Annotated in this window: 5 protein-coding genes, 1 rRNA gene and 1 pseudogene; 4 read left to right on the top strand and 3 right to left on the bottom strand. The window is 61.4% G+C overall.

The annotated features are described in order from the left end of the window. A 5S ribosomal RNA gene (gene rrf / locus J5M73_RS30385) occupies positions 1–110 on the top strand; the annotation flags it as partial. Positions 111–1,030: 920 nt separating this feature from the next. Then, complete coding sequence (locus J5M73_RS30390; protein WP_102861882.1) at positions 1,031–2,911, top strand: methyl-accepting chemotaxis protein; 1,881 nt, start codon at positions 1,031–1,033, stop codon at positions 2,909–2,911. Positions 2,912–2,980: 69 nt separating this feature from the next. Here the strand turns inward: J5M73_RS30390 and J5M73_RS30395 are convergent, their stop codons facing one another. Then, complete coding sequence (locus tag J5M73_RS30395) at positions 2,981–3,745, bottom strand: alpha/beta fold hydrolase (RefSeq protein ID WP_102861883.1); 765 nt, start codon at positions 3,743–3,745, stop codon at positions 2,981–2,983. 300 nt (positions 3,746–4,045) lie between these two features. Here J5M73_RS30395 and lapG point away from each other — a divergent pair, with 300 nt between their 5' ends. Both lapG and lapD read left to right on the top strand, forming a co-directional pair. Beyond that, the gene (lapG, locus tag J5M73_RS30400; protein WP_102861884.1) at positions 4,046–4,738 is read left to right on the top strand and encodes a cysteine protease LapG; all 693 of its coding nucleotides are present in this window, start codon (positions 4,046–4,048) and stop codon (positions 4,736–4,738) included. 14 nt (positions 4,739–4,752) lie between these two features. After that, a complete protein-coding gene (gene lapD, locus J5M73_RS30405) occupies positions 4,753–6,699 on the top strand; it encodes a cyclic di-GMP receptor LapD (protein ID WP_102861885.1) in 1,947 nt (648 codons plus the stop codon). 43 nt (positions 6,700–6,742) lie between these two features. On the opposite strand, the gene J5M73_RS30410 is transcribed toward lapD, so the two are convergent. Together J5M73_RS30410 and J5M73_RS30415 are read right to left on the bottom strand one after the other, a co-directional pair. After that, positions 6,743–7,081, bottom strand: coding sequence for a tryptophan synthase subunit beta (locus J5M73_RS30410; protein ID WP_102861886.1), 339 nt, complete (start codon positions 7,079–7,081; stop codon positions 6,743–6,745). 159 nt (positions 7,082–7,240) lie between these two features. Next, positions 7,241–13,923 (bottom strand): annotated as a pseudogene (locus tag J5M73_RS30415) (LapA family giant adhesin); the annotation flags it as partial.

Below are 13,923 nucleotides of genomic sequence, written 5' to 3' on the forward strand. Positions count from 1 at the left end.
GACCATAGAGCGTTGGAACCACCTGATCCCATCCCGAACTCAGAAGTGAAACGATGCATCGCCGATGGTAGTGTGGGGTTTCCCCATGTGAGAGTAGGTCATCGTCAAGATTAAATTCCAAAACCCCTGTTTGCTGACGCAGACAGGGGTTTTGTTTTTGCGCTCGATAAAGTCTGGGTAATCAAGTCACAAGGTCCTGCAGAGTACCTGTAGCTGCCTTGAACAGACGGCTATTACCAACGTTCGACTCTATCCTTAACGCCGGACTCTACGCCGCTTGCCGCTCCTGCGGGCAATCAACTTGCACCACCAGATATAAATGCCATCAGCCACAGCCCACAATTGCCGGGCAAGACCAGGGTTGCAGTGGAATTCAAGCAGAAACGGCACCAGGTTCTCTCTGTAAGCCGCAGGTTCCCCCCAAAGCGCTTGAGCACTGACCGAATCTAGATAAAGCACCCAATGGCTTTGGCATAACGCCTGCGGGTGGTAGTTCCGTACGTGGTACAAACTGCCAGCAACGCAGTGTCCGGCCTCTTGTGGATACTCCTGCAGCCTTGGATATTCGGTCTGCACTCGGTCCACCAGCGCTCCGGGTGCCAGTAGTGGCGCTGCTCCGTATGCTTCATAGAGTTGAGGAAGGCATGCCGGCTCTCCACCAGAAGTGGGCGCTGAGTGCCCTGCTGATCTGGACGGCGAACTTGCTTGATGACATGGAGGCCTGCCGGCCTGATTGCCACAAATGACAATTAGTCGGGCTGTTGTGGAGGGGTTATCGATTTGGCTGTGAGCAGCAAGCTGTCGGTCATCTGAAAATGCGCGGCGGACGCTCTGGCATGCCGTTCGGCGGGAATCGGCAAGTTCAGACAAGTAATTCAGATAAATCTCTAAGGGTTCGGGGATTCTTGCCGAAAGACTGATAAGACATGTGTGCACCAAAGTAGAGCGGCCGGAGAATGTCGCCTGCACTGTTACATGGAATGTTGCTTTACGGACGCATCCCCACTTTCGGCATAAGAAGTCCCATGAAATGAATCTCAAGTTCAGCCATAAAATCCTTTTGGCCGCCTCCGGCGTAGTGGTTCTGGCTTTTGCGTTGTTCACTTTGTACAACGACTACTTGCAGCGAAACACTATCCGACAGAACCTCGAGTCCTCCATCCAGCAGGCCGGTGAGCTCACCTCCAGCAGCGTGCAGAACTGGATGAGCGGGCGAATCCTGGTGCTCGAGAACCTGGCGCAGAACGTTGCCCACCAAGGTCACAACGCAGACTTCCCGGGCCTGGTGGATCAGCCAGCCTTCACCTCGAACTTCCAGTTCACCTATGTCGGCCAGGCCAATGGCACCTTCACCCAGCGTCCTGATGCGAAGATGCCCGACGGCTACGATCCGCGTCAGCGGCCCTGGTACAAACAGGCCGTAACCGCCGATAAAACCATGCTGACCCCGCCCTACATGGCGGCTGTCGGCGGTCTGGTGGTCACCATCGCCATGCCGGTGAAGAAGCAGGGAGAATTACTCGGTGTGGTCGGTGGCGACCTGAGCCTGGAAACCCTGGTGAAGATCATCAACTCGGTGGACTTCGGCGGCCTGGGCCATGCCTTCCTGGTCAGCGCCGACGGTCAGGTGATCGTCAGCCCGGACAAAGACCAGGTGATGAAGAACCTCAAGGACATCTATCCCAGCGCCAACGTACGGATCGCCAGCGGCAACCAGGAAGTGGTCCTGAACAAACAGGAACGCATCCTTTCCTTCACCCCGGTGACCGGTCTGCCGAATGCCGAATGGTACATCGGCCTGTCCATCGACAAGGAAAAGGCCTACGCGCCACTGAGCCAGTTCCGTACTTCTGCCTTGATCGCCATGTTTATCGCTGTGGCGGTGATTGCGGTATTGCTGACTCTGCTGATCCAGGTGCTGATGCGCCCGCTGATCACCATGGGCCGGGCGATGCAGGACATTGCTCAGGGCGAAGGCGACCTGACCCGGCGTCTGGTCGTGGAAAGCAAGGACGAGTTCGGCGAGTTGGGCAGTTCGTTCAACCAGTTCGTGGAACGGATTCACGCCTCGATTTCCGAAGTGTCCTCGGCTACTCGCCAGGTGCATGACTTGTCGCAACGGGTGATGGCATCGTCCAATGCATCGATCATCGGTTCCGACGAGCAGAGCGCCCGCACCAACAGCGTGGCCGCAGCGATCAACGAACTGGGTGCTGCCACCCAGGAAATCGCCCGCAACGCCGCCGATGCCTCGCAACACGCCAGTGGCGCCAGCGAGCAGGCCGACGACGGTCGCCAAGTGGTGGAGCAGACCATCCAGGCGATGACCGAGCTGTCGCAGAAGATCAGCCTGTCCTGCACCCAGATCGAGACTCTGAATGCCAGCACCGACAACATCGGGCACATTCTTGATGTGATCAAGGGCATCTCCCAGCAGACCAATCTGTTGGCCCTCAACGCCGCCATCGAAGCGGCCCGTGCCGGTGAAGCCGGCCGTGGTTTCGCCGTGGTAGCCGATGAGGTGCGTAACTTGGCCCACCGTACCCAGGAGTCGGCGGAAGAGATCCACAAGATGATCACCTCCCTGCAGGTCGGGTCCCGCGAGGCGGTCTCGACCATGAATGCCAGCCAGGCGTCCAGCGAAGAGAGCGTCGAAGTGGCCAACCAGGCCGGTGCACGGTTGATCAGCGTGACTCAGCGGATCGGCGAGATCGATGGCATGAACCAGTCGGTGGCTGCGGCAACCGAGGAACAGACCGCGGTGGTGGAGACCCTCAACGTCGACATCAACCAGATCAACCTGTTGAACCAGCAGGGCGTTGCCAACCTCAATGAAACCCTGAAGGACTGTGATGCACTGTCGCAGCAGGCCAGCCGCCTGAAGCAACTGGTGGACAGCTTCAAGATCTGAGGCCATCAGGGACCGCCCCTAAAGCCCGCTCCTGCATCACAGCAGAGCGGGCTTTTTCATGGGCGGCGTTCAGGCCAGGTGTTCCCCCAGCAGCCCCAGGTGCGTGTTGATCACCTGCAACAGGCGCTGGCGCTGAGACTTGATGAAGAAATGGTTGCCGGCCACTTCAATCAGTTCGAATTCGCGCCCAGTGAACTCTCGCCAGTTGAGCATATGGTTGGCTGTCGCCAGCGGGTCCTCACTGCCATAGAAAGCCGTCAGCGGTATGTCGAGGCAGCCGCTGGAGGTGTCGTACCAGGTTTCGAAGAGTTTCAGGCCGTTGCGCAGCAAACGTTCGTAGGATTGCAGGTCGTTTTGCCCCCGGGGCATCTCCAGGGGGCTGGCGCCGAGAGTCAGGATCGCTTCGCGGAATGCCTCGATGGGCAATGAGTGCAGCAAAGGCCGACGGGGCAGGCTGTCAGGGCTGCGGCAGCCAGAGACGAACAGGTGGCGGGTCTGCTGTGGAAACCGCTCCTGGGCGTACTTGCAGGTTTCGTACGCCAACAGTGCCCCCAGGCCGTGGCCGAACAGCGCATGGGGCTTGTCGAGCCAGGGATTGAGGGCGGCGAACGTGTTTTCCAGCAGGCTCGGCCAGTTGTCACAGGGCGCTTCGTCGCGGCGTGGGCCGTGCCCCGGAAGGTTGATCACCACCAGCTCGATGTGATCGGCCAGGCTGTTGGACCACACCCGCAGTTGCTCCGCTGCCGCCCCGGCCTGGGGAAAGCAGATCAGGCGTATGCGGGTGGCGTGCCCTGAGTTGATCACCAGCGTCCATTGTCGGGTGTCGGTGTACACAGCTTTTCCTTAAGCAAGGTGGCCCGTGGGCGGGATCTCGTTGCGGACAAGAGGCCGTTGGAGGGGGACGTCCCAGTCCGCGAATGGTTTCTAACATAGTGGCTGGCGCGGCTGAATGCACGTGGCCACTGGTGAAATTCATGGGCTGTCGCCGGCAACGCAAATGCCACTTGACGCTATTCTCTGAGTGTTGAATGCAGGCCCTTCCCTGGTGGCCGGTGATTGTAAGGTGCCATTGTTTTTTGTCGGGCCAGCCTTCACCATCAGCCGATTTACGACAGCTCCCATGGACTCATTGCATTGGCGGCACGTTTAGCTCTTTTTCGGACCTTGCGCTGGTTCTGCTCGGCACTGCTGCTGGCTGGCGCGCTGCTGGGCAGTCTGCACGCCGACTGGGATTTTTCCCTGATCAGCCGCCGTGCCACGGCGCTTTACGGTCCCCTGGGCGAAGGTCAGCAACGTATCGATGCCTGGCAGCACCTGCTGGCCACGCAGAAGCAGGTGTCCGAGCGCGAGCAGTTGAAAGTGGTCAACCTGTTCTTCAATAAGAACATGCGCTACATGGAAGATATCGATCTGTGGCGTCAGGTGGACTACTGGGAGACGCCGATCGAGGCGCTATGGAAGGGCGCTGGCGACTGCGAGGATTATGCGATTGCCAAGTACTTCAGCCTGCGGCGTCTCGGGGTGTCCAGTGACAAACTGCGCATCACCTACGTCAAGGCCTTGCGCCAGAACCGCGCGCACATGGTCCTGACCTACTATTCCACGGCGGACGCCATGCCGCTGGTGCTCGATAGCCTGGAGGACTCGATCCGCCCGGCCAGCGAGCGAACCGACCTGCTGCCGGTGTATTCCTTCAATGCCGAAGGGTTATGGCTGCCGGGCGCCAAAGGCAACAAGCGGGTCGGTGATACCAAGCGCCTGTCCCGTTGGCAGGACGTGTTGAAAAAAATGCAGGCCGAAGGTTTTCCGGTCGAGACGACTAACTAGGAGCACGAGCTCAGATGTCTTTGTTCAAACAACTGTTGATCGCAATCTGTGTGTTCCTGGTGGTCGCCTTCAGCGGCAGCTTCATGGTCAGCCTGGAAAGTTCGCGCACCCAGTATGTCAATCAGCTGCGCTCCCATGCCCAGGACGCGGCCACGGCCCTGGCCTTGTCGCTGACACCGAATATCGACGATCCGGCGATGGTCGAACTGATGGTCAGTTCGATCTTCGACAGCGGCTACTACGCCAGCATCCGGGTGGTGGACCTGGCCACCGACAAGACCATCGTCGAGCGCAACGGCATCCCGGAAGTCAGCAATGTGCCCCAGTGGTTCGTCAAGCTCATCGGCCTTGAGCCTGCCGGCGGCGACGCCATCGTCAGTCGCGGCTGGGAGCAGGCCGCGCGGGTCGAGGTGCTCAGCCATCCGATGTTCGCCGTGGCCAAGCTTTGGCAGAGCGCCCTGGGCAGCCTGGGCTGGCTGTTGATCTGCGGCGCGGTGAGCGCGGTGCTCGGTGCCCTGTTGCTGCGGCGCCAGCTCAAGCCGCTGGACTACATGGTCCAGCAGTCCCATGCCATTGCCCGCCGCGAGTTCCTCAGCCTGCCGCAACTGCCCCGAACCCCGGAACTGCGCCGGGTAGTGCAGGCGATGAACCAGATGGTCGAGAAGCTCAAGGCGCTGTTCCAGGAGCAGGCCGAGCGCAGTGAAAAACTGCGCATCGAGTCGTACCAGGACAGCCTGACCGGGCTGGCCAACCGGCGTTATTTCGAAATGCAGCTGCATGCCCGGGTGAGCAACCCGGAGCAGGCCAGTTCCGGTTACCTGCTGCTGTTGCGGGTCAAGGACCTGGCTGGCCTGAACCAGCGTCTGGGGGGCCAGCGCACCGACCAACTGCTGCAAGCGGTGGGGGAGCAATTGCTGCGCGAGTGCAACAAGTACCCCGAAACCCAGAACCTGGTGACCCGGGTCCGCGGTGGCGAATTCGCCGTACTGGCGCCCGGCCTGGTGCGTGAGGAAGCCATCCAGCTGGCCCAAAGCCTGGACAGCGCTCTGGGCAACCTGCATGCCACCGGCGCCACCGACGTTGCCGCAGTAGCCACCATCGGTCTGGCGGCCTTTGCTCACGGAGATTCGCCACAAGCGGTGCTCAGCCTCGGTGATCAGGCCCTGGCCCAGGCCGAAGCCCAGGGCGAGACCAACTGGGCCTGCCTGGATCAGGGGGGCGGAGCTCAAGTCGGGGATGATCACCATGCCTGGCACCGGCTGCTGGACCGGGCGCTGTCGGAGCAGCGCTTCAAGCTGTATTTCCAGCCGGTGGTGGCGGCCCAGGACACCACGCTGGTGCTGCACTACAAGGTGTTGTCGCGGTTGCTGGACGAGCAGGGCCAGACCATCCCGGCCGGGCGCTTCCTGCCCTGGTTGGAGCGCTTTGGCTGGACGTCGCGCCTGGATCTGCTGATGTTGGAACAGGTGTTGAAGCAGATGGTCGGACATGACCACTGCCTGGCGTTGAACCTGTCGGCAGCCACCCTGGAAGATCCTCAGGCCCTGAACCGGGTATTCGAGATTCTGCGCCAGCACTCTGATCTGGGGCCGCGCCTGACCCTGGAAATTGGTGAAGAACAGCTGCCTGAGCAGATTCAGCTGGAACAGTTGACCCGGCGCCTGCGGGAACTGGGCTTCTCCCTCAGCCTGCAACGCTTTGGCGGGCGCTTCAGCATGATCGGCAACCTGGCGCGCTTGGGCCTGGCCTATCTGAAGATTGACGGCAGCTACATCCGCGACATCGATCAGGAAAGCGACAAACGCCTGTTTATCGAAGCTATCCAGCGGGCTGCCCACAGCATCGACCTGCCGCTGATTGCCGAGCGGGTCGAGACCCAGGGCGAGCTGCAGGTGATTCGCGAGATGGGGCTGTATGGCGTGCAGGGGCAACTGTTCGGCGAGCCAGCACCTTGGGCTTGAACGTGCATCCGCCGGCAAGCCGGCTCCTGTAGGCGAGGGGCTTTCAGATCAAACCGGTTTCATCATCATTGATCAGCCGGCTGAGTCCACCCAGGGCCTCACGGGCCTGGGTGCGATCCATCAGCTTGGCCTGAGCCGCCGCCGGCAGGTCGGTGACGCGAATCACGCCCTTGCTGGTCAGGACCTGAATCAGGTCGTCCAGCACCCGGATCATTTCCAGGTCACTCTGCTTGAGCTGCTTGAGACTGACTTCCACCGCCTCGTTGGCGTACCAGGTCTGGATCTCGTGGTGATCGGCGGGCAGCGTCTCGGTAGCCTCGGCGTAAGCGGCGGCTTCCACGCGAATCAGCTGACCTTGCGCATCGCGTTGCACGTAGAACATGGCAAATCCCTCAGGCTTTTTTAGGCATCCGGCTGTCAGCAGCATAGGCCAGCGCAGCATTCAGAGCGCGAGTATGCGGTGCGCCGCGACAATCGTCACGGCGCAGGCTGTTGGCCAGGACCCGGCAACCACCCGCCAGGGGTGGCTGCCAGGAGCCGATCAGCTGTTGTTGTGATCGATCTTGATGGTCGGGTCGCTACCGGCGATCAACGAGTTGATGTTGGCATTGGACCAGTTGTTGCCTTCCAGCTTGATCGTCACGTCGGCGTTGGCCAGGCCCCCGGCGGCGTTGAGCTTGCCTTCGGAACTGACCTGCAGAGTCGAGACCCCGTCCACGGTGGTGATCTTGAGGAAGTTGTCGATGGTGCTGGCGCTCTCGCCCTGCAGCAGATCCCGCAGGTCGATACGGTCACCTTCACTGGCCTTGAAATCCTTGATCACGTCATTGCCGGTATCGCCGGCCTTCCAGACAAAGGTATCGGCACCTGAACCGCCGATCAGGATGTCGTTGCCCTGGCCGCCGATCAGGGTGTCTTTGCCGGTGCCCCCCAGCAGGATGTCATTGCCCTTGCCGCCGTCCAGCGTGTCGTTGCCGCCCTGGCCGAAGAGAATGTCATTGCCGGCGCCGCCCAGCAGGGTGTCGTTGCCGTCATGGCTGCCAGACACATCGAACTCTTTGTAGTGCTCGGTGATGTACTGGTGCACGTTGCTGGTGGTGACCTTGCTCACATCGACCCCGTTCTGCTCGGCCACGTAGGCCTGCATGGCCTGGTAACCCTCGCCGGCGATGCCGTTGAAGCTCACCAGGTCGCCGAACAGGATGTCGTTGCCGTCGCCGCCGCTGACCTTGTCGGCCCCCGGCATGGTGGCTTCGGTGTGACCGATGATCGAATTGGCCAGATCGTTCGGGTCGATGTTGGTCTGCGGCTTGCCATCGCTGTCGTATGGCTTGAGGTCGTTGAGGCTGACGCCGCTATTGATACCGATGGCTTCGACGTTCGACAGGCCGCTGAGCAAGGCAAAGCCGCTGCTGGAGTTGGTGGAGGTGTAGTAATCGGTGCTGCTGCCGGAGCCGGCCAGGTTCGACAGCTCGTAGGTGCCGTCGCCCTGGGCATGCAGGGTGCCCAAGGTTGCAGTATTCCAAGAGCCTTGGCCCCACCAATTGGTGCTGTAGGTCTGAAGCTTGACCGTACCGTTGCTGCTCACGCTGAGAATGTGATCGCTGTCGATGGTTTTGCTGAAGGTATCCCCCAGCTTGTAATTGCTGGTGGTCACCACGTCATCGAGGCGCACGTTGCCGTACAGCGTCGGATTGGTCTGCTCGCCGCTCTGATAGAAGGTCGGCTGGCCGTCAGTGATGAAGTAGGTCAGGTTCTTGGCATTGGTATTGCCGGTGGCCTGGCTGCTCTGGAAGAAGTTGGCCGTAGTCTTGAACACGTCTTCATAGTTGGTGCCGCCGCCAGAAGCCATCGAATCCAGCACGGCCTTGAGTTGGGCCAGGGCATTCGGATCGTTGAGGTTCACCGCTACCGACTTGTTGACCTGGGTATCGAAGTCGGCAAGGAAGATGTTCACGGTGCCCGAGCCAGCGCTGCCGATGCTGTTCTTCAGGGTATTGAACACCGAGGTCAGGGAGTTCTTGGCCGCGGTGATCGAGGCGCTGCTCATACTGCCCGAGGTGTCCACCATGAAGGCGATGTTGTAGTTGGTGCCCGGGACCACCGTCAGGCCGCCGATGTCGGCGACCACGATGTCGTTGCCGTCGGTACCGATAACGGTATCGTCGTCGGCGGTGGCGACCATCGCGTTGTAGTTTGCCGGGTAGACCTTGACCGGGATCTGCGCCGAAGTGCTGGCAGAACCGCCCAGGGACTCGGTGGAGGTCGAGGTCACGTTGAGGTTGAAGGTGCCGTTGTAGTACGGCGGCGGGGTGACCGTCAGGTTGCCCAGGTTCCAGCCGGTGACGTTGGCTTCGCCGGAGCTCGCGGTGGCGGTGAAGGTATGCCCGGCGCCATCGCTGAGGACGGAGCCTGCAGGAATGCCGCTGATCTTCACGCTCAGGGTTTCCGAACCGTCGGTATCGGTCAGGCCGGTGCTGATCTTCGACAGATGCACGCTGCCGCCTTCGCCGCCTTCGTTGAGCTTGTAGCCGTCGTAGTAACCCTCGCCGTTGGTGCCGTGCAGCTCGGACACCGAAACTCCGGCGTTGGTCAGGTCGGTGACGCCGGTGTAAAGCGGCACGCCGGCGTTGCTCAGGTCTACCGCGGCGCCGCCGTTGACCGAGAGGTTGACGTCGTAGCTGCCCGGACCACTCTGGTTGTGGTGGTAGATATCGATGGTGTAGTAGCCGCTGGTGGTCGGGGTGAAGGTACCGTTTAGGTTACCGCCCGCGCCCCAGGTGGTGCTGGCCACGTTCTTGCCGCCGATGGTCACCAGCAGGCTGTCGTCGCCGGTGCCGGAGAAGGTGTAGGCCTTGCCGGCTTCCAGGTAGATCAGGCCGGAGGTCTTCGATGCGGTGCCCGGGGTGATGTTGCCGTCGGACTGGACGTTGGTCGCCAGGCTGCTGCTGTTGGGCGTGCCGGCGGCGTCGATCACCGATTTCAGGGTGCTGGCGGACGCGCCGTTGCCGTCGGTGCCCAGGCCGCTGAGGCCGGTCCAGACTTCCTTGAGCAGACCGACCGAGTTGACGTTGTTACCCGCCACGCTCAGGGTCGGGGCATCGGCCACTGGGGTGATGTCGACCGTGACCGTACCGGTGCTGCCCAGGGCCTGGCCATCAGTTGGCTGGAATTTGATCTGGGCGTAATCGGCCTGTTGGTTGCCTACGCCGCTGCCGCCGTAGCCATTGGTGCCGGATTCGTTGGCGTCCGGGGTGAAGCGCAGTTTGCCGGCATCGATATCGGCCTTGCTGAAGGTCTGGTTGTTGGCCACATCCTTCCAGGTCGAACCGTCCAGGTATTGCAGTTTGCCGTCACCTGGCAGTTGGGTGATTTTCACCCCGAGGTTGGCAGCCGGGCTGTCGACGTCGCTGACGCCGAAGTTGGACCAGGTCAGGGCCAGCGGGCTGTCTTCGCTGCCGGTCACGGCGCCGCCGGTGGCGGTTGGGGCGTCGTTTACCGCCACCACATTGACCGTGGTGGTGGCGACATTGGAGTAGTTGCCGCCGTCGGTCACGGTCACGGTGATGGTCCGTGGCGTGGTGCTCGGGTCTTCACTGTTGTTGGTGAAGGTGATGTTCTTGATCTGTTGCATGTAGTCGGCCAGCGTCGCGTTGCCCGACAGGGTCAGGGTGATCGAGCCGTCCTTGCTGTTGGCATTGATGTTGATGCCGTTGACGCTGTTGCCCAGGTTCAGCGAGTCCCCCGGCTGACGGTTGGTCAGCACGATGGTGGCGCCGGTCAGCATCGTGCTGTCCGGGTCGGTGATGCTCAGGTCGGTGTCGGCGATCGACACGCCAGGGCCCGTGGTGCCTTCGGTGAAAGTGACCTTGTAGTCGGCACCGGTGGCGCCGCTGGAGTTGTTGGCGTCCAGGTCGATGACCGGTGGCGCATCGTTGTCGATGATCGAGGTGGTGACGCTGTTGTTACTGCCCACCACCAGGTTCTCGAAGTTACCGCCGCTGGCCGAATCGATCTTGACCGTGAAGTTCTCGGTGCCTTCAGTGATCTTGTTGTCAATGGTGGCGACGTTGAAGTTGGCGCTGCTGGCGCCGGCCGGAATCTTCACGGTGTACACGCCGCTGAAGTCCGAACCGTCAGTGGCGGTGCCGCTGTAGCTGATCTTCAGGGTGACTTCGGTCTGCGCCGGATGCGTCAGGCTCACGGTGTAGCTGGCGGTCTGGCCTTCAGTGACCGAAGTGCTGCCGGTGATGCCCACCGAAGTGGTATCCACGGTGTCGGTCACGTTGGTCACCGCTGGTGTGGTGTCCGGCACCAGCTTCTCGAAGTTGCCTCCGGTGGCGCTGGTGATCGAGGCATTGACCTTGCCGGCGTCGATATAGACGTCGTCAGCCGGCGCCGCAACGGTGACGGTACCGGTGGTGTTGCCGGCGGCGATGTTGATCACCGCGCCGTTGCTCAGAGTGACGGTCACCGGAGTACCGGCTGCGTTGGTCAGGGTCGCGGTGTAGATGATCGAACCGCCTTCAGCCACGGTGCCAGTGGCGCTGAGGCTGACACTGGTGGTGTCGACGGAGTCGGTCACGGTGGTGCTGACCGGGGTCTTGTCGGCCACGAGATTTTCGTAGTTGCCGCCGCTGACGTTGGTGATGGAGTTGGTCAGCGGAGTGTGGCCGACCAGTACATCGTTCGGCGCGCTGATGCTCACCGAACCGGTGGTCTCGCCGACCGGGATGGTGATCTTCTCACCGTTGGCCAGGTTCACGGTGACGGGCGAACCGGTCACAGGAGCGCTAACGGTGGCGGTATAAGTGACGTTGCCGCCTTCGGCAGCCGAAGGCGTGGCCTTGAGCGTGACGGTGGAGTTGTCGATGGTGTCAGTCACATCGGTTACGGCTGGCGTGGTGTTTGGCACCAGCTTCTCGAAGTTGCCACCTTCGGCCTTGGTGATGGTGGCCTCAACCTTGCCAGCGTCCTTGTAAACGTCATCGGTTGGCGCCGCGACGGTGGCAGTGCCAGTGGTGGCGCCGGCAGCAATGGTGATTACTGCACCATTACTCAAGGTCACGGTAACCGGAGTGCCTGCAGCATTGCTCAGGGTCGCGGTGTAAACGATGGAACCGCCCTCGGCCACAGTGCCGGTGGCACTGAGACTGACACTGGTGGTGTCGACGGTGTCGGTTACGGTGGTGCTGACCGGGGTCTTGTCAGCCACCAGGTTCTCGTAGTTGCCGCCGCTGACGTTGGTGATGGAGTTGGTCAGCGGAGTGTGGCCGACCAGTACATCGTTCGGCGCGCTGATGCTCACCGAACCGGTGGTCTCGCCGACCGGGATGGTGATCTTCTCACCGTTGGCCAGGTTCACGGTGACGGGCGAACCGGTCACAGGAGCGCTAACGGTGGCGGTATAAGTGACGTTGCCGCCTTCGGCAGCCGAAGGCGTGGCCTTGAGCGTGACGGTGCTGTTGTCGATGGTGTCGGTAACGTCGGTCACCGCTGGTGTGGTGTTTGGCACCAGCTTCTCGAAGTTGCCACCTTCGGCCTTGGTGATAGTGGCCTCAACCTTGCCAGCGTCCTTGTAAACGTCATCGGTTGGCGCCGCGACGGTGGCAGTGCCAGTGGTGGCGCCGGCAGCGATGGTGATCACCGCGCCGTTGCTCAGGGTCACGGTGACTGGAGTACCGGCCGCGTTGCTCAGTGTTGCGGTGTAAACGATGGACCCGCCTTCGGCCACGGAGTCAGTAGCACTCAGGCTCAGGGTGGTGGTGTCTGGCGTATCGGTAACCGAGGTTTCAGCTGGCTTGTCGCTGATTTCCAACTTCTCGTAGTTGCCGCCGTCAGCCTTGGTGATGGTGGCGCTCAGGGAGCTGCCGCCAGCCAGGGCGTCATTGGGAGCGGTGAAGTTCACGGTGCCGGAGGATTCACCGACCGGAATGGTGATGGTCTGGCCATTGGACAGGGTCACCACAACCGGCGAGCCGGTCACCGGAGCCGAAACCGACGCGGTGTACACCACGGTTCCACCTTCGGCGACGTTCGGGGTCGCGGTCAGGCTGACAGTCGACGTATCGATAGTGTCAGTGACATCAGTCACAGCTGGCGCTGGGTTGGTGACCAGGTTCTCGAAGTTGCCACCATCCGTTTTGGTGATGGTGGCCTCAACCTTGCCAGCGTCTTTGTAGACGTCATCGGCTGGGGCCGCGACGGTGGCGGTGCCGGAAGTGGCGCCAGCGGCAATGGTGATCACCGCGCCGTTGCTCAGGGTCACGGTGACCGGAGTGCCAGCGGCGTTGGTCAGGGTCGCGGTGTAAACGATGGAGCCACCTTCTGCTACCGAGTCAGTAGCACTCAGGCTCAGAGTGGTGGTGTCTGGCGTATCAGTAACCGAGGTTTCAGCCGGTTTGTCGCTGATCTCCAGCTTCTCGTAGTTGCCGCCGTCAGCCTTGGTGATGGTGGTGCTCAAGGAGCTACCGCCAGCCAGGGCATCGTTCGGCGCGGTGAAGTTCACCGAACCTTGGCTTTCACCGACCGGGATGGTGATGGTCTGACCGTTGGACAGGGTCACTACTACTGGTGAGCCAGTCACTGGTGCGGTGACCGACGCGGTGTAAACCACGATGCCGCCTTCAGCGACGCTTGGCGTAGCAGTCAGCGAAACGGTACTGGTGTCGATGGTATCGGTAACATCAGTCACGGCAGGTGCTGGGTTGGTGACCAGATTCTCGAAGTTGCCGCCGTCCGCTTTGGTGATGGTGGCTTCAACCTTGCCAGCGTCTTTGTAGACGTCATCGGCTGGGGCCGCGACGGTGGCGGTGCCGGAAGTGGCACCGGCAGCAATGGTGATCACCGCACCGTTAGACAGGGTCACGGTCACTGGCGTACCAGCGGCATTGGTCAAGGTGGCGGTGTAGATGATCGAACCACCCTCAGCCACAGACTCAGTAGCCGAGAGGCTCAGAGTGGTGGTGTCAGGGGTGTCGGTAACCGAGGTCTCAGCCGGCTTGTCGTTGATCTCCAGCTTCTCGTAGTTACCGCCGTCAGCCTTGGTGATGGTGGTGCTCAGAGAGCTACCGCCGGCCAGAGCGTCGTTCGGTGCAGTGAAGTTCACCGAACCTTGGCTTTCACCGACCGGGATGGTGATGGTCTGACCGTTGGACAGGGTCACTACTACTGGTGAGCCAGTCACTGGTGCGGTGACCGACGCGGTGTAAACCACGATGCCGC

This window comes from Pseudomonas sp. 50_B, from assembly GCF_017491625.1.
GTDB classification, from domain to species: Bacteria; Pseudomonadota; Gammaproteobacteria; order Pseudomonadales; family Pseudomonadaceae; genus Aquipseudomonas; species Aquipseudomonas danubii.

Coding starts and splice junctions, on each gene's coding strand:
- lapD (WP_102861885.1), top strand. CDS start 4,753: ATGTCTTTGTTCAAACAACTGTTGATCGCAATCTGTGTGTTCCTGGTG.
- J5M73_RS30410 (WP_102861886.1), bottom strand. CDS start 7,081: ATGTTCTACGTGCAACGCGATGCGCAAGGTCAGCTGATTCGCGTGGAA.
- J5M73_RS30390 (WP_102861882.1), top strand. CDS start 1,031: ATGAATCTCAAGTTCAGCCATAAAATCCTTTTGGCCGCCTCCGGCGTA.